Annotated in this window: 19 protein-coding genes and 1 pseudogene; 14 read left to right on the forward strand and 6 right to left on the reverse strand. The window is 70.8% G+C overall.

Annotation, left to right across the window (positions count from 1 at the left end; all coding sequences use genetic code 11):
- Positions 1–27: 27 nt before the first annotated feature.
- Together BJ959_RS10165 and rfbA are read left to right on the forward strand one after the other, a co-directional pair.
- On the forward strand, positions 28–645 hold the full coding sequence (locus BJ959_RS10165; protein ID WP_153981460.1) for a dTDP-4-dehydrorhamnose 3,5-epimerase family protein: 618 nt from the start codon (positions 28–30) through the stop codon (positions 643–645).
- The gene (gene rfbA / locus BJ959_RS10170) at positions 642–1,514 is read left to right on the forward strand and encodes a glucose-1-phosphate thymidylyltransferase RfbA (RefSeq protein WP_153981459.1); all 873 of its coding nucleotides are present in this window, start codon (positions 642–644) and stop codon (positions 1,512–1,514) included. The genes BJ959_RS10165 and rfbA overlap by 4 nt, the downstream gene beginning before the upstream one ends.
- Before the next feature lie 22 nt (positions 1,515–1,536).
- On the opposite strand, the gene BJ959_RS10175 is transcribed toward rfbA, so the two are convergent.
- Positions 1,537–2,853, reverse strand: a complete 1,317-nt coding sequence (locus BJ959_RS10175) for a BNR-4 repeat-containing protein (RefSeq protein ID WP_153981458.1) — start codon at positions 2,851–2,853, stop codon at positions 1,537–1,539.
- 175 nt (positions 2,854–3,028) lie between these two features.
- Here BJ959_RS10175 and BJ959_RS10180 point away from each other — a divergent pair, with 175 nt between their 5' ends.
- Genes BJ959_RS10180 through BJ959_RS10195 form a run of 4 tightly spaced genes read left to right on the forward strand, consistent with a single transcriptional unit; the run spans position 3,029 to position 8,413 of the window.
- Positions 3,029–4,111, forward strand: a complete 1,083-nt coding sequence (locus BJ959_RS10180; protein ID WP_153981457.1) for a nitroreductase family protein — start codon at positions 3,029–3,031, stop codon at positions 4,109–4,111.
- Positions 4,108–5,076, forward strand: coding sequence for a lysylphosphatidylglycerol synthase domain-containing protein (locus BJ959_RS10185; protein ID WP_153981456.1), 969 nt, complete (start codon positions 4,108–4,110; stop codon positions 5,074–5,076). The genes BJ959_RS10180 and BJ959_RS10185 overlap by 4 nt, the downstream gene beginning before the upstream one ends.
- On the forward strand, positions 5,073–6,332 hold the full coding sequence (locus tag BJ959_RS10190; RefSeq protein WP_153981455.1) for a polysaccharide pyruvyl transferase family protein: 1,260 nt from the start codon (positions 5,073–5,075) through the stop codon (positions 6,330–6,332). The genes BJ959_RS10185 and BJ959_RS10190 overlap by 4 nt, the downstream gene beginning before the upstream one ends.
- Positions 6,329–8,413: a hypothetical protein gene (locus BJ959_RS10195; protein ID WP_153981454.1), complete on the forward strand. Its 2,085-nt coding sequence runs from the start codon at positions 6,329–6,331 to the stop codon at positions 8,411–8,413. Before BJ959_RS10190 ends, BJ959_RS10195 begins: the two co-directional genes overlap by 4 nt.
- A gap of 17 nt (positions 8,414–8,430) precedes the next feature.
- Here the strand turns inward: BJ959_RS10195 and BJ959_RS10200 are convergent, their stop codons facing one another.
- The 4 genes from BJ959_RS10200 to BJ959_RS10215 all read right to left on the reverse strand — a co-directional run bounded on the left by BJ959_RS10200 (position 8,431) and on the right by BJ959_RS10215 (position 12,099).
- Complete coding sequence (locus tag BJ959_RS10200) at positions 8,431–9,669, reverse strand: glycosyltransferase family 2 protein (RefSeq protein WP_153981453.1); 1,239 nt, start codon at positions 9,667–9,669, stop codon at positions 8,431–8,433.
- Between the two features lie 4 nt (positions 9,670–9,673).
- Positions 9,674–10,003 carry a hypothetical protein gene (locus tag BJ959_RS10205; protein ID WP_153981452.1) on the reverse strand — a complete coding sequence of 110 codons (330 nt, stop codon included), beginning with the start codon at positions 10,001–10,003 and terminating at the stop codon, positions 9,674–9,676.
- Positions 10,004–10,085: 82 nt separating this feature from the next.
- The gene (locus BJ959_RS10210) at positions 10,086–10,961 is read right to left on the reverse strand and encodes a glycosyltransferase family 2 protein (RefSeq protein WP_153981451.1); all 876 of its coding nucleotides are present in this window, start codon (positions 10,959–10,961) and stop codon (positions 10,086–10,088) included.
- Positions 10,948–12,099 carry a glycosyltransferase family 4 protein gene (locus BJ959_RS10215; RefSeq protein ID WP_341799920.1) on the reverse strand — a complete coding sequence of 384 codons (1,152 nt, stop codon included), beginning with the start codon at positions 12,097–12,099 and terminating at the stop codon, positions 10,948–10,950. Before BJ959_RS10215 ends, BJ959_RS10210 begins: the two co-directional genes overlap by 14 nt.
- A gap of 183 nt (positions 12,100–12,282) precedes the next feature.
- Here BJ959_RS10215 and BJ959_RS10220 point away from each other — a divergent pair, with 183 nt between their 5' ends.
- Together BJ959_RS10220 and BJ959_RS10225 are read left to right on the forward strand one after the other, a co-directional pair.
- Positions 12,283–13,266 (forward strand): GDP-mannose 4,6-dehydratase, encoded by a 984-nt coding sequence (locus tag BJ959_RS10220; protein ID WP_153981450.1) that lies wholly within the window; start codon positions 12,283–12,285, stop codon positions 13,264–13,266.
- On the forward strand, positions 13,266–14,228 hold the full coding sequence (locus BJ959_RS10225; protein ID WP_153981449.1) for a GDP-mannose 4,6-dehydratase: 963 nt from the start codon (positions 13,266–13,268) through the stop codon (positions 14,226–14,228). Before BJ959_RS10220 ends, BJ959_RS10225 begins: the two co-directional genes overlap by 1 nt.
- An 87-nt stretch (positions 14,229–14,315) precedes the next feature.
- Here the strand turns inward: BJ959_RS10225 and BJ959_RS10230 are convergent, their stop codons facing one another.
- Complete coding sequence (locus tag BJ959_RS10230) at positions 14,316–15,890, reverse strand: DUF4214 domain-containing protein (RefSeq protein WP_153981448.1); 1,575 nt, start codon at positions 15,888–15,890, stop codon at positions 14,316–14,318.
- Positions 15,891–16,064: 174 nt separating this feature from the next.
- On the opposite strand from BJ959_RS10230, the gene BJ959_RS10235 reads away from it, so the two are divergent.
- The 6 genes and pseudogenes from BJ959_RS10235 to BJ959_RS10260 form a co-directional block, all read left to right on the forward strand.
- Entirely contained in the window at positions 16,065–16,307 is a 243-nt protein-coding gene (locus BJ959_RS10235) for a hypothetical protein (protein WP_153981447.1), read from the forward strand.
- Positions 16,304–17,824, forward strand: a complete 1,521-nt coding sequence (locus tag BJ959_RS10240; RefSeq protein WP_153981446.1) for a glycosyltransferase — start codon at positions 16,304–16,306, stop codon at positions 17,822–17,824. Before BJ959_RS10235 ends, BJ959_RS10240 begins: the two co-directional genes overlap by 4 nt.
- Positions 17,821–19,284, forward strand: coding sequence for a glycosyltransferase (locus BJ959_RS13035; protein ID WP_153981445.1), 1,464 nt, complete (start codon positions 17,821–17,823; stop codon positions 19,282–19,284). Before BJ959_RS10240 ends, BJ959_RS13035 begins: the two co-directional genes overlap by 4 nt.
- Complete coding sequence (locus BJ959_RS10250; protein ID WP_153981444.1) at positions 19,281–20,252, forward strand: glycosyltransferase family 2 protein; 972 nt, start codon at positions 19,281–19,283, stop codon at positions 20,250–20,252. The genes BJ959_RS13035 and BJ959_RS10250 overlap by 4 nt, the downstream gene beginning before the upstream one ends.
- The gene (locus BJ959_RS10255; protein WP_153981443.1) at positions 20,245–21,189 is read left to right on the forward strand and encodes an ABC transporter permease; all 945 of its coding nucleotides are present in this window, start codon (positions 20,245–20,247) and stop codon (positions 21,187–21,189) included. Before BJ959_RS10250 ends, BJ959_RS10255 begins: the two co-directional genes overlap by 8 nt.
- Positions 21,189–21,917: pseudogene (locus BJ959_RS10260) on the forward strand (ABC transporter ATP-binding protein); the annotation flags it as partial. The gene BJ959_RS10255 and the pseudogene BJ959_RS10260, both read left to right, overlap by 1 nt.
- Positions 21,918–21,919 lie beyond the last annotated feature (2 nt).

A 21,919-nucleotide genomic window follows, 5' to 3' on the forward strand; every position in this document is an offset into this window, starting at 1 on the left:
TGAGGGGCCGTTGCTAGGCTGGCGGGCGTGCGAATCCGCGAGCTCTCGGTGCCGGGTGCCTTCGCGGTCACGCCTCGGCAGTTCGCCGACGAGCGGGGCGTCTTCCTCGAGCACTACCGCTTCGAGGCGCTCGCCGAGGCGGTCGGCCACCCCCTCGACCTGCGGCAGGGCAACACCTCGGTCTCGCGCCGCGGCGTCGTTCGCGGCATCCACTACGCCGACGTGCCGCCCAGCCAGGCGAAGTACGTCACGGTGCCCCACGGCTCGATCATCGACTTCGTCGTCGACCTGCGGGTCGGCTCGCCGACGTTCGGGCGGTGGGATGCGGTGCCGATCGATGGGCGCGAGCGCACCGCGGTCTATCTCGCCGAGGGCCTGGGGCACTGCTTCGTCGCGCTCGAGGATGACACTGTCGTGACCTACCTGGTCAACCAGGTCTTCGCGCCCGAGCGGGAGCACAGCGTGCACCCCCTCGACCCGGCGATCGGGCTCGAGCTGCCGTTCGCCCCCGACCAGCTGATTCTCGCGCCGAAGGACGCCGCGGCGCCGACGCTCGCCGAGGCGGTCGACCGGGGACTCCTGCCGACCTGGTCGGCATCGACCGAGCTGACGGCGTCGCTCGACGCCGCATGGAGGGCGCGATGAAGGGCATCATCCTGGCCGGTGGCACCGGCACGCGGCTGTGGCCGATCACCAAGGGCATCTCGAAGCAGCTGATGCCGGTGTTCGACAAGCCGATGATCTACTACCCGCTCTCGACGCTCATGATGGCCGGCATCCGCGAGATCCTGATCATCACGACGCCGGAGTACCGCGCGCAGTTCGAGCAGCTGCTGGGCGATGGCGGAGAGCTCGGCATCGAGCTCTCGTACGCTGTGCAGCCCTCCCCCGACGGCCTCGCCCAGGCTTTCCTGATCGGGGAGCACTTCATCGGTGACGACAGCGTCGCCCTGGTGCTCGGCGACAACATCTTCCATGGCGCGGGGCTCGGCACCGCGCTGCGCCAGTACCGCGAGATCGACGGCGGGCTCATCTTCGCCTACCAGGTCGCGAACCCGAGCGACTACGGGGTGGTCGAGTTCGACGGCACCGGCCGTGCTATCGCCATCGAGGAGAAGCCCGCGAACCCGCGGAGCTCGTACGCGGTGCCCGGCCTCTACTTCTACGACGCGGGCGTGGTCGCAGTCGCGCACGGCATCACGCCCAGCGCGCGCGGCGAGCTGGAGATCTCGAGCATCAACGAGCACTACCTGCGGGAGGGTCGCCTGCAGGTGCAGGTGCTCGATCGCGGCACTGCCTGGCTCGACACGGGCACCGTCGAGTCGATGATGCAGGCCTCGGAGTACGTCCGTGTGATCGAGGACCGCCAGGGCTTCAAGATCGGCTGCATCGAGGAGATCGCCTGGCGCGCCGGCTGGATCGACGACGCCCAACTGGCGGCTCTCGCCGAGCCCCTGGCCAAGAGCGGCTACGGCACGTACCTCCAGCGGCTGCTGACGCTGCCGCGCAGTTAGTCGGCGCTCGAGGGCGGCGTGCTCAGCCGGCCGGACGGGTCCGGACGAGGATGTTCGCCTTGTAGTCGGTGAACCACGCATAGCGGCTGACCGCCAGCAGCATGACCAACCGCTCGGTCTCGCTGTAGACGACGTACGGCCGCACCATGCGCCCGGCGGTGCGCGACGTCGTGAAGCTGTTTGTGGTCGTGCATCCCGCCCCCCAGCGGCAGCGCAGGTAGCTGATCGTCCACGAGCCCGAGGTCGAGGTGGTGGGGGTCTGCCGAGCCGTGATGATGCCGCCGTCGATGAAGGCCGCCCCGCCGACGTAGCGGGCGGCATACCGGTAGCCGAAAGGGCGGCCCGTGAGCTGACCCCAGGTGCCGGAGGTCCAGCGCGCACCGTTCCAGACCTTGTAGCGGTAGGTCGCCGTCGCGGTGCCCTGCCAGGCCGCATAGACGACGGCCGGCGCTCCGTTCACCCGGGCGATGTCGTGCAGCCGCACGCGGGTGCTTCCTATCGGGACGACGGTGGCGTCGAACTCCTCCGGCAGCAGGGCAGGGCCCCCGGGCTCATCGAGGGATCCGATCACGGTGCCGTCGACGCGGGTGATCTCACCGGTGGTCAGGTCGAGGGTCGCCGTACCCACGTTCCGCGGGATGAGGGTGGCAGGGTGCGCGTAGTAGGCGAGCGAGACCAGGTGGCCCTCGTCGCCGTAGCCCGGCCGTGCGAGCAGGTACATGCCCGGATGATCCGTTCCATCGGTGAGAAGCCGCGGCTCGCTCCAGGTCGTTCCCCAGTCGGTGGTGACGACGTACGTCCAGTCGCGACCCGCCCGCACGATGAGCAGCAGGGCATCGTCGGTGCGCAGGAGTTGCGCGTACGTGACGCGCGCCCCGAACTCGATGCGTTGCTCCTCCGAGGCTTCGAGCGTCTCGCGGTCCACCCAGCGGAACCGGGTGTGGGTGAGCAGGCCGTGGGTCGAGTACACGGCCAGGAGCGTCGGCTGGTCGGGATCGACCGCGATCGCGGTCGCATTGTGGTCATCCGGGCTCTCCGGCCCGCCGAGCGGGACTCGGCGAACCTCCCCTGAGCGGCAGTCCACGCGGCTCACGGCGTTCGTGCCGTCGCGGGCCACCGAGCCGACCCACCAGTACGGCCCGTCGGGAGAGGCGAGCGGGTTCACCCAGCTCGAGTAGATCGCGTCGGGAACGATCGCGCAGGCGGGGTGCCGGGCGGCCTGCGCCGGCGCGGGGGAGCCCATGATCAGGGCACCAGCGACGAGAGCGAGCGCGGTGAGGAGGGCGGCGACCCGTCGGGGGAGCGCGCCGGGTGCCGACGGTGTCGCGGTCGCGGCCATCGGCCCTCCTGTTCTCGGGGTCCTGGTCCCTCGCGGGCGGACGATTGCTCAGGCTACCGCCCACCGCCGTCCGGGGCAGCGGGCCGCGTATAGTGGGGGAGGCTGTGCCGCGTCGGCGCGTCCCGCGTCCGGATGCCGATTCGCGACGCGCAGTCCTTCTCGTGACGGAGAGATCGTGCTCAAGAGACTCAAGCGCATCGCCAAGAAGCTGCTGGCGATCACCTGGATCCGCCGCACCTACGAGGTCGTCAACCGGGTGTTCCTGGAGACCTTCGGGTCGAGCCGGATCCTCACCCACCTGTTCTTCACGATCGGCTTCCTGACCTTCAACCGCGAGCAGGCCGCCGTGCTGCGGGGTCGCCGCAACTACTACCGCAACAAGGGCCGCGCGCGCCTGACGCACGTCGAGCTGCGCCGCAACGTGCACCGCCTCGAGAAGGGCATCATCATGCGGCCACGCCGCGATGTCTTCGCGCGCGACTACATCGGCGAGACCGTCGAGTTCTACGCCGCCGCCGTCGCCCAGTACACCGGTGACGCCGCGCCGATGGAGACCGCGGAGATGGAGTGGGCGCACGACGTCATCACCGAGTACTTCCGCGTCAGCACCGGGAGCCACCCGGTCGTCGATGCCGCGCGGGCGCGGTTCGAGGCCCTCCCGAAGCCCACCGAGCCCTCGGGCAAGGTGCCCTACGTGAAGAGGCAGCTCTCGACCATCAGCTACGACGAGCTGCACCAGCTCGCCATGCAGCGCCGCTCGGTGCGCTGGTTCGAGCAGCGCCCCGTCGACCGCGAGCTCATCGACAAGGCGCTCACCGTCGCTCGGCAGGCCCCCACCGCCTGCAACCGGCTGCCCTACGAGTTCCGCATCTATGACGAGCCCGAGGCCGTGCAGACCGTCGTCGGCCTGCCCTTCGGCGCCGCCGGATTCGCGCACAACGTTCCCGCCGTGGTGGTGGTCGTCGGCAAGCTCGAGTCGTACTTCAGCCCCCGCGACCGGCACGCGATCTACGTCGACTCCTCGCTCGCCGCGATGTCGTTCATCTTCGCCCTCGAGACGCTCGGCCTGTCGTCCAGCGTCATCAACTGGCCCGACTTCGAGCCTCTCGAGGCGAAGATGCAGAAGACCCTCGGCCTCGACATCTCCGACCGCGTCGTCATGCTGATCGCCGTCGGGCACGCGCACCCGGAGGGCATGGTGCCCTACTCGCAGAAGAAGGAGCTCGACACCTTCCGCTCGTACAACGTGCTGCGATGAGCTCGGGCCGTCGGCCGCGCACCCGCACGATCCTGCGGTACGGCCTCACCACGGTCGTGCTCATCGCGGTGGGCTGGCTCTTCGCCCTCGCCCTCGCCCAGAACTGGGAGCAGGTGCAGGCGGCCGACCTGCGGCCCAACGGACTCATGGTCGTCGCGGTCGTGGTCTTCGCCGCGGCGGTCCCCGTCTCCGGGCTGCTGTGGGGCGCGATCGTCGCCGTCCTCGCCCCGGATGCCCGCATCACCCCGCGCGAGGCCATCGAGGTGCACAGCGCATCCTGGCTGCTCAAGTACATCCCCGGGCAGGTCGGGTCGCTCGTCAACAAGGTCGTGTGGGGAGGGCGCCGCGGCATCAGCCGCATGGTGATCCTGATCAGCTTCATCTACGAGAACGTCTTCCTGCAGATCGTGTCGATCGTGCCGAGCGTCGTCATCATCGCGATCTCGGTCGGGGTCGGGGTGCTGGCGGGCAACATCGCCACCGCCATCGTTGTCGGCATCGCGCTCGTACCGCTCATCGCCGTGCTCGACCGCCGCGTCTTCCGACGCGTGCTCGATCTCGCGACCCGGCGACTGACCAAGCAGGCGCTCCCCGTCGAGTACTTCCTGCCGACCCGCCGAACCCTCGCTCTGCTCGCCGGCTTCGTCGCGCCGCGCGTGATCAACGGCGTCGGCATCGTGCTCGTCGCCGCCTCGATCACGAGCGTCCCCGCCGACGACTGGCTGCTGATCGGCGCGGCCTACGCGCTCGCCGGGGCCCTCGGTATCCTGGTCTTCTTCGTGCCGAGCGGGCTCGGTGTGCGCGAGGCCGTGCTCTTCGCCTGTCTCGTGGCCGCGGGCTACTCCGCCGCCGATGCCGTGCTCATCTCGCTCCTCGCGCGGCTGCTCAGCACGATCGCCGATGCTCTCCTCGCCCTGATGTACGCCCTGCTCCGCATCCTGCCCCGTAAGGACACCACCGCATGACCACCACCGTCCCCGCTCCCCGCATCGCGATCATCGGCTCGGCACTGTCGGGCAACAAGGGCGCGTCGGCGATGCTCGAGAGCTCGATCGCGACGCTCAGCGAGCGCATCCCGGGCGTGCGCTTCACTCTGTTCAGCATGTACCCGGCCGAGGACCGCGCCCAGAACGAGTACGCCGCTCTCGACATCATCGACGCCCGTCCCCGCCAGCTCGGCGTCACGATCAACACCCTCGCGCTGCTCTACCGCATCCTGCCGCCGCTGCGTCCGCTGCTCCGGGCGCGGTCGCGCGCGATCGGAGCGCTCGCCTCGTCGCAGGTGCTGCTCGACCAGGGCGGCATCACCTTCACCGACGGCCGCGAGAAGTTCCTCCTCTACAACGTCGCCTCGATCCTGCCGGCGATGATGCTGCGGGTGCCGGTCTTCAAGTGCGCGCAGGCGGTGGGGCCCTTCCAGAACCCCATCAACCGCTGGTCGGCCAAGCGCTTCCTGCCCCGAGTGCACACCCTGGTCACGCGCGGCCGCATCACCCACGAGTTCGCCGAGGCCCTGGGCCTCACGAACCTGTACGCCGGAGCCGACTACGCCTTCTCGCTCGAGCTCGACGGCACCGAGCAGGCGGCCGCCGCTGCGGCCTTCGACCTCGGCTTCTTCGAGGGACCGGAGCAGGTGGTGGGCGTCTCGCCGAGCGTCGTCCTGCAGAAGAAGGTCGAGGCGCGCGGCGCCGACTACATCGGCGACGTCGCCGCATTCATCGACGAACTCGTGGCATCCGGCCGCCGGGTGGTGCTCTTCCCGCACAGCGTGCGCACCGGCACCGAGAAGACCCACAACAACGACCTCCCCCTGTGCTCCCGCATCCACGAGCGGCTGGCCCACCCCGAGGGCGTGCTGTTCATCGACCGGGAGCTGTCGTCGCAGACCCTGCGGTACCTCATCGGGCGGTGCGACTACTTCGTCGCCAGCCGGTTCCACGCCATGGTCTCGTCGCTCGCGATGGCGGTGCCCACGCTCGTGATCGGCTGGAGCCACAAGTACCAGGAGGTGCTGGAGATGTTCCAGCTGGACGAGTGGGCCTTCGGCCACGACAAGCTCGAGCCGGACTTCCTCCGCGAGCGGTTCGAGGCGCTCGTCGCCGCGGGTGACGAGGTGCGCGATCGCCTGCGCACCCACCTCCCTGCCGTCAAGGCGCGGTCGCTGGCGCAGGCCGACCTGATCGCCGCCCTGGTCACCGGTGCGGAAGCCTCGCGCGCATGACGATCCTCGGCATCATCGCTCTCGCGCTCCTCGTCTGCCTCGTGCTGGGGCTGCCGATCGCGCTGCTCGCGCGCGAGCGCGGCGAGGGCTGGGCGGCGCTCGCCGCCGACGCCTCCATCTACGGGTACCTCGTCCTCATGCTCATGCCGACGGTCTACGCGTGGTGGGGCGCGGTGCCGCTGGCGCTCTTCGCCGCGGGCTGGGTGGTGCTGATCGTCCTCGCCGTGCGGCGGCGCGAGGTTCCCGCGCGCCCGGTGCTCTCCGCTCGCGACCGCTGGTTCTGGGCCGGGGCCGCCATCGTGGCGGTGGTGACGCTGATCCCGCGCGTCGACTCCGTGAACTTCCTACCCTGGCTGGGCGACATGGGCGCCTACATCAACTGGGCAAACCAGTTCGCCCGCACCGGCGAGCTGTCGTCGTCGTGGCCGCCGCTCCTGCCCGCCTACCTGGGCCTCAACAGCGCGGTGTTCGGCTTCGAGCACGTCGCCTCGTCGCTCTCGGTCTCAGGCCTGGTGCTCGCCATCGCGATCGCGCGCACCCTGCACCGCATGGAGGTGAACCGCTGGCTCGTTCTCGCGGTCTCCGGGCTCGTCGCGGTGCACGTGCACGCCATCTGGTACTCGAGCTTCCCCAGCAGCGAGACCCTCAACGCGCCGCTCTTCGTGATCTGGGTGGTGACGGCCTACACGGCCATGCGGTCCGAGCGCCCGCTCGGGCCCGTGCTGCTCAACGTTCTCGCGATGACCGCGCTGGGCCTGTTGCGCGGCACCGGCCCGCTGCTGCTCGTGCCGTTGGTCATCCTCGCCGTGTGCACCATCGTCGTGCCCGACTTCCGCGCCCTGCGGCGCTCCGTGTGGATGCTCGTTGCCGGCAACATCGTCGCGGCGGTGCTCGGCTTCTGGTACGGCATCACGGAGATCCGCCGCTACTACGTCGAGACCCAGCTGACCAACCTGCTTCCCGACGCCGTCATGTCGCTCGTCGGCGGCCGTCTCGGGCTCTTCGATCCCACGGTGACCACGGCCGCCGTGCTCATCATCGTGTGCGGTGCCGCGATCGCCGCCGCCGTCGTGATCGCCCGCCGCCCAGTGGTCGAGAGCCGCCCGACCCGGGTGCCGGGCATCCTGGGCATCATCGTCGCCGCGGTGCTCGCGGCGGGCGTGCTGGCGACAGCCGTCGGCGGCACCGCCCTGTGGAACATCACGCTGCGCCTCGGGGTCGTGCTGATGGTCGTGGGGATCGCCGCGATCGTGCTCGGCTCCCGCGCCCGCGACGACGCCCCGCGGGCGGCTGTCGTGCTCATGCTCGGCGCCACGATCGCGCTGTTCTACGCCCTGCAGACCGTGCGGCTCGGACTCCTCTCCGACCACTCCTTCTTCCTGTACTGGGACCGCTACGCGGTGAGCGAGATCCTCCCGGCGCTGTTCCTCCTGCTCGGCATCGGTCTCGAGCTGACCCGCCGCCGCGCGGCCGCCTCCGAGCGGGTGCGGGCACGGGTGCCCGCGGGCATGCTCACCGCCCCCGCCCTGCTGGCGATCGGCGCGGTCGTCATGGCGATCGTGGTGCTGCCGCAGCAGCAGAACCTGCGGCTCATGCTTGCCGATAGCTACATGCGCGGCGCCTACGATCTGCAGGTCGACCTGAACGAGGCCGTCGAGCAGGAGCAGGTGCCGGTGGTCTGGGCCGCGACGTCGACCGCGACCGTGCCCGGCTTCTTCTTCCCGAACACGTGGATGGCTTTCGCCCGCCCCATGCAGATCTCCTACGGCTATGAGGTGCTGCGCGTGACCGGTCGCGACAACTTCGGCCGCGATGAGGTCGTTGATCGTGCGGCCATCGACAGTTCTCTGGCCTGCTCGTTGACCGGGCGGATCCTGGTCTACGAGCTCCAGAACGGCGGCCCCGTGCTCGGCGAGCGCATCGATGACGAGGGCGTGAGCATCCGCCTGCGCGAGACGGTCAGCGGATCGATGTCGCTGCTGAGCCAGCCCCCGGGCGCTGGATGGCAGAAGGTCGACTTCACGGTCGGTGTCTGGGAGGTCGAGGCGCTCAGCGCGAGCGCCGCCGCCTGCGTGCGCTGACCCGGCCGACTCGGCGCTCAGCCGACGAGGCCGGCGAACCGCTCGGCGAGACGACGGGCTCCCCGTGTGCGCGCGGCGCGCCAGGGGGTCGAGCGCACGTCCACGGCGCTGACCCACACCCCGCGGTCGAAGTCGATGTGGTCGTCGTTGTGCGTCGGCACGATGAGGTGCACGATCTGGCCCTCGGCGGCGAGCGAGCGGCCTCGCTCGAGGGTGGCCGTCACCCGCGACGGCCCCGCCACCAGAACCCGGCGCACGACGTCGTCGTTGACGAGCGTGGGGAACCGCCGGAACCCGGCGCCGCTCAGTCCGCGCGGCAGCTGCCCGCGATGCCCGTTCCGGCTGGCCTCGCGAGCGGCCTGGATCCCCGTCTCGACCGCGCGATCGCGGTGCTGCAGGAAGCGGTCGAGATCACCGCTGTCGACCAGGCCGTCCGCGACCGCCTGCACCATCTCGCCCTCGTGCATCTGCGCGAAGGCCCACTGCTGGTCGACGAGCTCGCTCTCGTCGAAGAACGGCCGGGCGTGCCGGAGCGCGAAGTAGGCGTGGTTCTTGAGCACCGGGTAGCGGTTGCGTGCCACGCGGCGGTGGTCGCGGATCGTGCTCGGGGCGAACCGATGGTGCAGGTGCGCGCCGGCGACCTGCCGCACGTCGTAGCCCCGGTCCATGATCCGGACGACCAGATCGGTGTCGTCGAGGTAGTACTCGTACTGCTCGTCGAAACCGCCGACTTCCTCGAGCGCCGCGCGGCGGAAGGCCATGTTCGTGCCGATCAGGTGCGGGAAGGTGAGGCTGTACGGGAAGACCCGTTCCGGGCTGGCCGCGTTGGGCGACGCCACTGGGTCCGCCAGCCGGTTGAAGAGCGCGAACGTGCTCTGGTAGCCCACCCCGGTGTGGTCGATCACAAAGCCGCCCGCCGCTCCGACCGCCGGGTCGTCGAAGGCGGCGATCAGCTCGCGCAGCCACTCCGGCTCGGGAACGGCGTCGTCGTCGATGAACGCCACGACCTCCCCGCTCGCGGCCGCGATGCCGAGGTTGCGCGACACCCCGAGGTTCGCCACGGGGCAGCGCTCGACCACCACGCGGTCGGCCCACGCGGCGAGCACCGCGTCGGTGCCGTCGGTCGACGGGCCGTTGACGACCACGACCTCGAACTCGCCAGGGTACGCGACCCATTGCAGCGACTCCAGGGTGGTCGGCAGCGACTCCGCCCGGTTCAGCGTGTTGATGACGATCGAGACTCGGGGCGCGCTCATCGCGTCAGCCCCCGGAGGGCGTCTGCTCGCCCTCGAGCGCGCTCACGCGGCGCCCGAGCTCGCGCAACGAGACCGCGACCGAGAGAGGATCCTCCGTGCCCCGCGGCTGCCTTGATGGAGCGCCCGCGCGGACCGTGCCGGCCTGTTGCTCCAGCGCGTCGAGCCGGCCCTCGAGGGCCCGCAGCTGCTGGTTCACCGACGCCTCGACCAGCGCCATGTGACGGCGGAAGCTCGGAAGCGCCACCAGCGCCCGCGCGAACGCGGCGATCCAGCCGAGCACGCCGTACCGCGGCTCGGCGGCCGGTGCGGGGGTGGACGGGGCGCTGGGAGTCATCGTCGACCTGCTTCCTGGTGCGGGGCGGGCGTCATGCCCAGACTGGCATGATTCCAATCGGGGGCGCCAGCCCGCGGCTCGGTCACCGGGCCGTGCGCCGCAGCTCGCTGCGCAGGCGCAGCTGCAGGCCCCAGCGGGCGACGAGCAGGGCGGGGCGCATGAACCACTGCGGATACTTCTTCGCCAGGTAGCGGTAGGCGCTCTCGTGGTGCGCGCGCAGCATGCGCTCGGAGTGCTGCGACGTCGAGCTTCCGCCGATGTGCACCACCTCGGCATCGGGCACGTAGACGCTGCTGTAGCCGGCCTCGAGCATCCGCTTGCCCAGATCGACGTCTTCGAAGTACATGAAGAAGCCCTCGTCGAAGCCGCCGATCGCGTCGAAGGCGCTGCGTCGTACCAGGAAGCAGGCCCCCGAGACCCAGCCGGTCGCGGTCGGCTCGGTGGCGAGCCCGAGCTCCTCCTGGCGGTAGCGACGCGTCCACGGATTGCCCGGCCACCGGTCGGCGAGAACCGCATGGCCGATGCCGTCGCGGAACGACGGCAGGCGCCGGGCCGAGGGGTAGACGCTGCCGTCGTCATTGCGGATCAGCGGGCCGACCACGCCGATGCTGTCGTCCGCGCGGATGACCTCCGCCAGCCGCTCGATCGCCCCGGGCCGTACGGTCAGGTCGCTGTTGCAGACCAGCACCCACCCGATCTCCGGTCCGAGCACGGCCGCTCCGGCGTTGACGGCCGCCCCGTAGCCGGGGTTCGTCTCGTCCACGATCAGCCGCGTGCCCGGACGGGCGGCGGCCACCCGTTGAGGCGCGCCGTCGGTCGAGCCGTTGTCGCTCAGCACCACGGGCAGGGGGGTCGCCGTCGCCGCGTCGAGCGAGGCGACGAAGGCGTCGAGCTCGACGCCGGGGGAGTAGGTGACGACGACAACGCCGATGCCGTCGCCGTACTCAACTGCGGCCATCACTGCCTCCCCTCCTGCTCACGCTCTCGTAGACCGCGCGGTGCGCGGCCGCGGCGGCGCTCCAGGTGAAGCGGGCCGCGCGCGCGACTCCGCGCTGGCCCAGCTCGTGCCGCGCGGCCTCGTCGTCGAGCAGGGCGACCAGGGCCGCGCGGATCCCCTCCGTCGAAGGCTCAGCGTACGCGACTGCGTCGCCGCCGACCTCGGGGAGGGCGAGGCGCCGCGTCGTCAGCACGGGGGCTCCGCAGGCCATCGCCTCGACGACCGGCAGGCCGAATCCCTCGCCGAGCGAGGGGTAGGCGACGAGCAGCGCGCCGCCGAGGAGGCCGGGCAGGTCGTCGCGGTCGACGTAGCCGAGCACGCGCACCCGGTCGCCCGCTTCGGCGAGGAGCCCGTCGACCTCGGTGTCCCACCCGCGGGCGCCGGCGAGCACGAGCGCCGCATCCGGATACCGCCCCTGCAGCTCGGGCTGCGCGGCCAGCACCGCGCGGATCAGGTTCGGGACGTTCTTGCGCGGCTCGATGGTGCCAAGGAACGCGATCCAGTGCGGAGCGCCGACGAGGGTGCGTGCCCGTTCGACCTCGTCCGCGGTCGGCGGGTGGAACGCCGAGCCGTCGACCCCGTGGTGGGCGACATGGCAGGCGGCCGCGCGGGGCCCGACGAATCGCACCAGCTCGTCGCGGGTGGCGGCGCTGGGCACGATGCAGGCCGCCGCGCGCCGCAGCGAGAGGCGGGTCCACGCCCGGAAGAACACCCGCTTGAGCCGGCTGTGCAGGTGCGGGTCGGAGAAGAAGGTCGCATCGTGCAGGGTGACCACGACGGGGCGCCCGGCGAGCAGGGGCATCGTGTAGTGCGGCGCGTGGATGACCGCCGCTCGGTGCCGTCGCGCCAGCCGCACGAGCCCCGTCTGCTCCCAGAGCAGGCGCAGCGCCGTGCGCTCGACGGCCGCGGGCACGGTGTGGATGACCGCGTGCGGGGCGCTCTCGGCGATCCAGTCGGCGTCGCGCCGCTGGCAGGCGATCACCAGGGCGACACCCTCCGCGTCCAGGGCGGGGATCAGCTGCTCGAGATACCGGCCGACACCGCCCACCTGCGCGGGGATCGCCGTCGCGTCGATCACGATCGGCGGAGCAGCGTGCACAAGGGGCCTTCCTGTCGGGGGTGACGCTCCATTATCCCGTCGCGCGCCGGTCGAGGAGGGCCGCCGGGGTGCGCTCGCGGTAGAGTCGACCGGACGAACGCCGATCTGCCCCGACGGGGCCGGCAGTCGCAGGCGGCCGGCACGTCGGCGCACGACCCCCTCACCTCGACGAAAGATTGCACTATGAAACGAGCACTGATCACCGGAGTCACGGGTCAGGACGGCTACTACCTCAGCAAGCTCCTCCACGACAAGGGCTACGAGGTCTACGGCCTCGTGCGCGGCCAGAACAATCCGAAGATCGAGTTCCTCGAGCGCGAGCTGCCGTTCGTCACGATCCTCACGGGTGACCTGCTCGACATCTCGAGCATCCTGCGCGCCCTCGACGTGGCGCGGCCCGACGAGTTCTACAACCTGGGCGCCATCTCGTTCGTCGCCTACTCGTGGGAGAACGCGATGCTCACGAGCGACGTCACCGGCAAGGGCGTGCTCAACGCGCTCGAGGCGGTGCGCCTCTATGCCGGCGACGACATCGGTAAGGTGCGGTTCTACCAGGCCTCCAGCTCGGAGATGTTCGGCAAGGTGCAGCACGTGCCCCAGTCGGAGTCGACCCTTCTCTGGCCGCGCTCGCCCTACGGCGTCGCCAAGGTCTTCGGCCACTACATGACCATCAACTACCGCGAGTCCTACGGCATGCACGCGTCGAGCGGCATCCTCTTCAACCACGAGTCGCCGATGCGCGGACCGGAGTTCGTCACGCGCAAGATCAGCATGGCCGTGGCGAACATCGCCCGCGGCCGTCAGGAGACGATCACGCTCGGCAACCTCGACGCCAAGCGCGACTGGGGCTTCGCGGGCGACTACGTCGACGCGATGTGGCGCATGCTGCAGCAGGATGAGGCCGACGACTACGTCGTCTCGACGAACGAGACGCACTCGGTCGAGGAGTTCCTCGATGTGGCGTTCGGCCACGTCGGCATCGACGACTGGCGGCCGAAGGTGCTGCAGGACCCGCGCTTCATGCGCCCGGCCGAGGTCGACCTGCTCATCGGCGATGCCAGCAAGGCGCACGAGAAGCTCGGCTGGAAGCCGACCGTCTCCTTCCCCGAGCTCGTGCGCATGATGGTCGACGCCGACCTCGCGCGCATCGACGCCGAATCGGCCTGATGCGCCGGGCTCTCGTCACCGGCATCACCGGTCAGACGGGCAGCTACCTCGCCGAGTCGCTGACCGCCCACGGCTGGGAGGTCCACGGGGCCGTGCGCACGGTCGGCGAGGAGGCGCGCAGCGGCGCTCCGGAGCTGCACGTCGCCGATCTCACCCGGCCCGACGAGATCACGACGGTGATCGAGCGGGTGCGCCCCGATGCGGTCTTCCATCTCGGCGGCCTGACCTCGGTCGCCGAGTCCTGGGCCGATCCCGCGGCCTACGCGGTCACGGTCGGCGGCTCGACGGCGGCGATCCTCGCCGCCGCGAAGCGGCTGACGGATGCGGGGCACGAGGTCCGCGTCGTGAACGCCTCGAGCGCCGAGGTCTTCGGCCGCGCGGTCGATCAGCCGCAGACGGCCCGCACGGCGATCGCGCCCGTGACGCCCTACGGCGCGGCGAAGGCGCTCGGGCACCACCTCGTGCAGATGTACCGGGCCGGGGGGCTGCCCGCCGCGAACGGCATCCTCTACAACCACGAGTCGCCGCGCCGCCCGCTCGCCTTCGTCACCCGCAAGATCACGCACGGGGTCGCGCAGATCGCGGCCGGGCGGGCGGAGACGCTGACGCTCGGCAACCTCGATGCCCGCCGCGACTGGGGCTGGGCCCCCGACTACGCCGAGGCGCTGCGCCTGGCGGCGGATGCTCCCGACGACTACATCATCGCGACGGGTGTCAGCCACTCGGTGCGCGACTTCGTGGCCGCCGCCTTCGCCGCGGTCGGCATCGACGACTGGCAGCCGCTCGTGCGGCAGGACCCGCGCTTCATGCGGCCGAACGACGCGCCCGAGCAGCGCGGCGACCCCTCGGCGACCGAGGCCGCTCTCGGCTGGCGCCGCACCGTCGGCTTCGAGGAACTGGTCGCCGCGATGGTCGCGGCCGATCTCGCCGCCCTCGACGAGGGCGCGACGAGCGCCGACTGAGCAGCGCCGACCGAGCGGGCAACTACGGGACTACGCCGCCGACGGAACGCCGCCCGGAGTGAACGGCGACGACGGCCCTCGCCCGTCTTAGGCGGTGGTGCCCGCCGTGGGTGCGGGGGAGACGCTCTCGCTCGGAACCGGGCTCGGCGATGCGGTCGGTGCCGGAGTCGGGCTCGGCGACGGTGTCGGGGCCGGGCTGCGCGTCGGCGCCGGGCCGGGCGCGCTGCTCGTGGTCGCATCCTCGGCCGTCCGCGTCTGCGCGTACTCCCAGTACTCGTCCGTGGCGAGGATCGCGGCGCGGAAAGCGAGCGGCCCGCGGGAGCGGATGAACGAGCCCCAGCTGATCCGCTCCTCGGGTGTCGCCTCGCGACCCAGGTAGTCGATGAAGGTCTCGTTGGCCCGGTTGCGCGAGGTCTCGACCGAGTTGTAGATCGCATTGACGACCCACTTGCGGCTCTTCTCCACGACGTATCGCGCCCAGTGCGCCTGCTCGTTGACGCTTGCTGGTCGCCCGATGACCCGCTGGTACAGCGCGTCGACGAAGGCGGTGTCCGTGCCGCCGGCCTTGAGGTAGAACTCCTTGGTCGACAGGAAGATCTCGAAGACATCGTCGGGCGTCAGCTGCCCGCGACGGATACCCTCGAGCCAGCTGGCCCGCCCGCCCGCGTCGGGCTCGCGGTCGAGCACGGTGCGGTACGCCTCATCGATCTTGCGCAGCCGGTACTCGGTCGAGTTGACGAAGCCGTTCGCGACCTGCTGGCGGGGCATGCCCGTGAGGATGGCCCGCACCCAACCCGGGTACTCGCGCGCGCTCGCGGGGCGGCCCAGAACGTCGTCGTACACGGCGACGACGTAGTTGATGTGGGTCTGCGGCAGCACCGGCGACCCGAACCAGGCGTTGAAGAACCGCCAGAAGTTGCGGTTGCCGTACGAGCTGCAGGCGTCGCCCGTGCTGGTGAGGTTGGCGAGCGCTGCCGCGTTCGGCGTGTACGGCGTGTAGTAGTACAGCGCCGCCGTCGCCCGAGACTGGATGGTCACCCGCTTGGTGCCGCAGGCCTCCTTCGGGTGGTAGCGGACATTCGTCGCCACCCCGATCGGGAACCAGTTGTAGTAGTCGGGGAACTCGCCGTAGCGCACCAGCTGACGACCCGCCAGGTACACCTGGTTGTAGAAGCCGTAGAAGCGCTCGTCGCAGGGGGCGGTGTCGGGGCATCCGTAGCCCATCGCGATCTTGTACGACCACGACGTCGGGCTCGTGCGGGTGATGAGGGACATCTCCTTCTGGAGCGTCACCAGCAGCACCTGGGGGTTGATGCCGCAGGCCTTCGCGACCTTGAAGATGATCGAGGCCGCGGTCTCGTTCGCCGCGCCCGTGTAGCTGGCGCAGGTCGAGTCGGCCGCGCGCGTGAACGTCGTCTGCGTGTAGTCGGCCAGACAGGTGTAGCCCGACTGACAGGTGCCGCCCTTGGCGTCCAGGAACGCCTGGATCTGATCGCGCGTCATCGTGTTCGCGTTGAAGAAGACCTCATCGCTGATGATGAGGCCCGGGTTGAAGTCGGCGCCCGACAGAGCCGTCGCGGGGCTCGACGGCACGGCGACGATGCCGCCGGCGACGATCACCAACGCGCCCAGAATCCCTACCAGTCGTGCTCTCAGGCTCACGATCGACCACTCCCCCTTGTGCCCGCCGCCCCCGGCGTCCGGTGTCCGTCCATGACTGCAGAACGCGATACGGCACTGCTAGACTACCCCGTCCCCGTGCGTCTCCCCGTGTTCAAAGGTGAGCGGGTCGCCGACCACGACCTTCGCCGTTCGAATACCGAATGAGAGAGACCTGTGCACTCACGCCGCGCATCCGACGCGCCGTTCGATGACGCCGAGCTCGCATCCTGGCTCGCCGCGACCCAGCACGCGGCTGCTCGCCACCACCGCCTGGCCGATCTCTCGAACCGTGCGGGCGCCGGGCGCTACCTCGCGATCGCCATCCGCCTGCGCGACAAGGTCAGGGAGGTCGGGCTCACCCGGACCGTCGCTCTGGCCTGGACGATCCTCCGCTCTCGACTGCGGTCCGCCGGATGAGCGCCGCTACTGACGCCGCCGTCGCGGCCGCGACCGGCCAGCGCCTCGGTGCCGCCCTGGCCGCGCTGGGCCAGCCCGACGAGGGGGGCTCCGCGGAGCGGCTCGCCCGCCTGGTCGATGCGGCCCGTGGCGATGCCGCGCGTGGTGATGCGGCGGCCGTCTGGCTGCTGATCATCGCGATCTGCGGGGCGTACCCGCGGCAGGAGGACGTGCTCGCCGTACGGCGCGTGCTCGACCTCCTCGACGGTGCCGCCGCCATCCGGGCGGTGCTGACCACCCTTCGTCCCCTCGCCATCGGGGCGGGCGGGCTGGAGCGGCACCTCGCGGTCGTCGACAGCGGCGTGGTGGTGGATGTCGACTTCAGCGCGACGCACGAGCACAACACCGGCATCCAGCGCGTGGTGCGCGAGACGATGGCGCGCTGGACGGCCCGACCCGGCGGGGTCCACCTCGCCGCCTGGGCCCCGGCGAGCGCGAGCCTGCGGGCCCTGTCTGCCGGGGAGACCGCGCGGGTCGTGGCCTGGAACGCGCCCGACCGTGATCGGGCCGCGGCCCCGCCGCGGCAGGGCGAGATCATCGTGCCCTGGCGCAGCGACGTGGTCGTCGTCGAGGTGCCGAGCGAGCCCTCCAGCGAGCGGCTCGCCGCTCTCGCCGAGTTCTCCGGCAACCGGGTGCACCTCATCGGGTACGACACCATCCCGATCGTCAGCGCCGACATGCTGCACGCCCGCGAGGCGGAGAAGTTCGCGCGCTACCTCACCCTCGTCAAGCACGCCACCTCCGTGGTGGGCATCAGCGAGTCGGCGGCCCAGGAATTCGCGGGCTACGTCTCCGCCCTCTCCTCGCAGGGTGTCGTCGGTCCTCGGGTGAGCGCCTGCTCGCTCCCCGCCGAGCTCACCGCGGGCAGCGACGCAACCGCGCAGGGCACGCCCGACAACGGCCGGATGCTCGTCCTCTCCGTCGGCAGCCACGAGGCCCGCAAGAACCACCGTGCGCTGCTCTTCGCCGCCGAGGTGCTCTGGCGCGAGGGGCTCGACTTCGAGGTGGCGCTCGTCGGTCGCGGCAGCGCCGAGTTCATCGGAGCCTTCGACGCCGAGGTCGCCGCCCTCCGTGCTGCTGGCCGCCCCGTCGTGGTGCGCCGCGATGCCGACGACGACGAGCTCGCCGCCTTCTACCGCCGCGCCCGGGTCATGGTTTTCCCCTCCCTCCAGGAGGGCTACGGACTGCCGGTCGCGGAAGCCCTCTCGCGGGCGACGCCGGTGATCACCACCCGCTACGGCAGCACGGCCGAGATCGCGCGTGACGGCGGCTGCCTGCTCATCGATCCGCGGGACGACGACAGCCTGGTCGCGGCCCTGCGCGCGGTACTCACCGACGACGCGCTCGTCGACCGTCTGCAGACGGAGGCGCGCCAGCGGCCCGAGCGGACCTGGCAGCAGTACGCCGACGAGCTGTGGGCCGCGATGCTCGGCTCGACGGCCGCCTCGCGCACCGAGACCGCCGGAGGTGCGGCGTGAGCGCGACCGAGCTGCAGGCGCACCGCGCCCGGACCCGTCCCGAGCGCCTGGCCCTCCTCGCCCGGCTCCTCGGTGCTCCGACCGACGCCGTCGATGAGCGCTCGCTCGCGACCGTGCTGGAGGCGGAGCCCGCCTCCGACCGCGTCTGGCTCGTGCTCGCCGTCCTCCGCGGCGAGCTGCCGACGGCGCCCGAGGTGACCGCTTGGCGCCGCCGGGTGCGGCTCGACGGGGCCGGCGCCCTCCTGGCGCTGCGTCCCGCCCGCCGTCTGCGCCGCCGCGCCGTGCGGGTCGTCGAGGGCGGTGTGGTCGTCGACGTGCACCACACGGTCCGCACCGACCTCGAGACGGGCATCCAGCGCGTCGTCGTCGGCGTTATGAAGCAGTGGACCGCGGCCGACCGCGCCATGACGATCGTCGGGTGGACGCCCGACAACCGCGCCCTCGAGCACCTCGGCGAGCGCTGGCAGGAGGCCCGGGACTCCGCGCGACGGCCGCGCTCGGCGCACGACACCGTCGTGCCCTGGCGGTCGACCTACGTGCTGCCCGAGCTGGCCGTCGAGGAGACCCGGCTCGATCGGCTGCAGGCTCTCGCCCAGTCGGGTGCGGGGGAGTGCTCGGTCGTGGGCTACGACTGCGTTCCGCTCACCGTGCCGGAGACCGCCGGTGGCGGCATGCCCGGCGCCTTCGCCCGCAACCTCGCGACCGTCGCCTGGTTCGACCGCGTGGCCACGATCTCCGAGGCGGCCGCCGTCGAGTACCGCGGGTGGTCCGCGATGGTCGCGGCCGCGGGCATCACGGCGCCCCGCATCGCCTCGGTGCTGCTCGCCGACGAGCCCGTGCCCGCCGGTGGGGACGCCGTCGAGCTCCAGGAGCTCGTCCGGCCCGACCACCCGCTCGTGCTGTGCGTCGGCAGTCACGAGCCGCGCAAGAACCACCTCGCCGTGCTGCACGCCGCCGAGCTCGCCTGGAGCGAGGGGCACGACTTCGACCTCCTGTTCGTCGGTGGCAACGCCTGGAACTCCACGCGGTTCCTCGACCGGCTCGCCGAGCTGCAGCGGCAGGGCCGCCCGGTGCGCAGCCTGCTGCGCGTCGACGACGTCACGCTCGCGGCCCTCTACCGGCGCGCGGCGTTCTCGGTCTTCCCCTCGCTCAACGAGGGCTACGGGCTGCCGATCGTCGAGTCGCTCGCGCTCGGCACCCCCGTCATCACCTCCGCGTTCGGCAGCATGCGCGAGATCGCGACCGCCGGGTGCGTGCTGGTCGACCCCCGGGATGACCGGGCCATCGCCGCGGCGATCGGCGGGCTGCTCACCGACGACGTGCGCCGCGAGCGGCTCGCCGGCGAGGCGCGCGAGCGGGGCATCCGGAGTTGGGAAGCCTATGCCGATGAACTATGGTCGTTCATGGTCAACGGGGGGCACGTCGATGGCCGGCCCCAGTCGAGCTCAGGAGTGTCATGAAGCTGTTCGTGCAGGTTCCGTGTCTCAACGAAGAGCAGACCCTCCCCGCCGTCCTGTCGACGATCCCGCGGTCGATCCCGGGCATCGATGAGATCCACATCCTGATCATCGACGACGGCTCGACCGACCGCACCGTCGAGGTGGCGCGCGAGCACGGCGTCGAGCACTTCGTGCACCACGTGCGCAACATGGGTCTCGCCCGGTCCTTCCGCGACGGGGTGCACTACGCCCTCCTTCACGGGGCCGACATCGTCGTCAACACCGACGGCGACAACCAGTACCCGCAGGACCGCATCCCCGACCTGGTCGCCCCGATCGTGGCCGGCGAGGCCGACATCGTGATCGGCGACCGCCAGACGCACACGATCGCCCACTTCTCGTGGTTCAAGAAGAAGCTGCAGAAGCTCGGCAGCGCCGTCGTGAATCTGGCTGCCAGCACCGACCTGCCCGACGCGGCGAGCGGCTTCCGCGCGTACTCGCGCGACGCCCTCATCAAGCTCAACATCGTCACCCAGTTCAGCTACTGCATGGAGACGATCATCCAGGCCGGCAACAAGCGTCTGCGCATCGGCAGCGTGCCCATCGACACCAATCCGAAGACGCGCGAGTCGCGCCTGTTCTCGAGCATGGGGCAGCACGTCACCAAGTCGGCGCAGGCGATCCTGCGCAGCTACATCATGTTCAAGCCGTTCGCCTTCTTCGCGGCCATCGGCACGTTCATGTTCGTCGGCGCGATGGTCCCCTTCGTCCGCTACCTGATCCTGATCTGGGTGTTCGGTGATGAAGCCGGCCAGCACCTCCAGTCGCTGATCCTCGGTGTGGCCCTCCTGATCGGAGCGCTCCTGTCGTTCGCGCTCGGCGTCCTCGCCGATCTGCAGCGGACGAACCGCGTGCTGGCCGAGGAGTCGCTCGAGCGCCTCAAGGAGATCCAGTACGGCATCGTGCGCACGGGCTCGTCGGTTGGATAAGCAGCAGCGCGTCGCCCACGTCGAGGCGCTGCCGTTCGAGCGGACGGTCGCCGGACGGGTCGGCGTGTTCGCCGGGCTGTGGCGCGCCATCCGCGACGTCGTGGCGCGGCGCGAGCTGCTCGCGCTGCTCGTGCGCCGCGAGCTCAAGGCGCGCTACAAAGACAGCTCGCTCGGGTTCCTGTGGAGCCTCATCAAGCCGCTGACGATGCTCCTCATCTACTTCGTCGCCATCGGTCAGTTCCTCGGGGCCGCCCGGGCGATCCCCGACTTCGCGATCTTCGTCTACGCGGGCTTGACGCTGTGGGCGCTCTACAGCGAGATCGTCGTCACCGGAACCCAGTCGATCCTCGCCAACGCGGGGCTGATCAAGAAGGTCTACCTGCCGCGCGAGATCTTCCCGCTGGCCGCCACCGGCTCGGCCTTCGTCAACTTCGGTGTGCAGTTCCTCATCCTCGTCGCGGCGGTCGTGGCGCTCGGGCAGTTCCCGCTCTCATGGAACCTCCTGTACATCCCCGTCGCCGTCGCGATCGCCGCCGTCTACGGCATCGCTCTCGCGCTGCTGCTCTCGGCCGTCAACGTCTACCTGCGCGACATCCAGTACCTCGTCGAGGTCGGCCTTCTCGTCTTCTTCTGGGCCTCGCCCATCGTCTACTCGTGGTCGTTCGTCGTCGAGGCGGGCGAGCGCTCCGACCTGCCGTGGCTGGAGAGCGCCTACCTGATCAACCCGATGTCGACGGCGATCCTGGCGTTCCAGCGGGGCATCTGGGCCGCGGGTTCGCAGGAGCGCGTCATCGGCGGCGTCGTCGTGCCGCCGCAGCCGTGGCCGGCCGATCTCGACCTCCGGCTGCTCATCACCTTCCTCGTCGGCCTGGTGCTGGTGGTCATCGCGCAGCGCGTGTTCTCGCGCCTGCAGGGCAACTTCGCGCAGGAGATCTGATGAGCACCGCATCCTCGATCGTGCGCGTCGACGGCGTCGCCAAGCGCTTCGTGATCCGCAAGGAGAAGTCGCTGAAGGAGCGGCTGGTCAACTTCGGCCGGTCCAACCAGCACAAGGACGACTTCTGGGCGCTCGACGACATCGCGTTCGACGTGGCGATCGGCAGCTCCGTCGGCCTGCTCGGGGCGAACGGCTCGGGCAAGAGCACGCTGCTCAAGGTCATCGGCGGCATCATCGAGCCCACCCGCGGCATCGTCGAGCGGCGCGGCCGCGTCGCGGCCCTGCTCGAGCTGGGGGCCGGGTTCCACCCCGACCTCACCGGTCGCGAGAACGTCTACCTCAACGGCTCGATCCTGGGGCTGTCGCGCAAGCAGACCGACCGCTACTTCGACTCAATCGTCGACTTCGCCGAGGTGCACGACTTCATCGACACGCAGGTCAAGTTCTACTCCTCGGGCATGTACGTGCGGCTCGCGTTCGCGATCGCGGTGCACGTCGACCCCGACCTTCTCCTCGTCGACGAGGTGCTCGCGGTGGGTGACGAGCGGTTCCAGCGCAAGTGCATGGACAAGATCGCCGAGTTCCAGCAGGAGGGGCGCACGATCCTGTTCGTGAGCCACTCGGCCGATCAGGTCACCCGCGTGTGCGACCGCGCCATCGTGCTGTCGCACGGTCGGGTCATCTTCGACGGCGACACCGAGGGCGGCATCGCGGCCCTGCGCGGCTCCTT

Source organism: Microcella frigidaquae, assembly GCF_014200395.1.
Classification (GTDB): domain Bacteria; phylum Actinomycetota; class Actinomycetes; order Actinomycetales; family Microbacteriaceae; genus Microcella; species Microcella frigidaquae.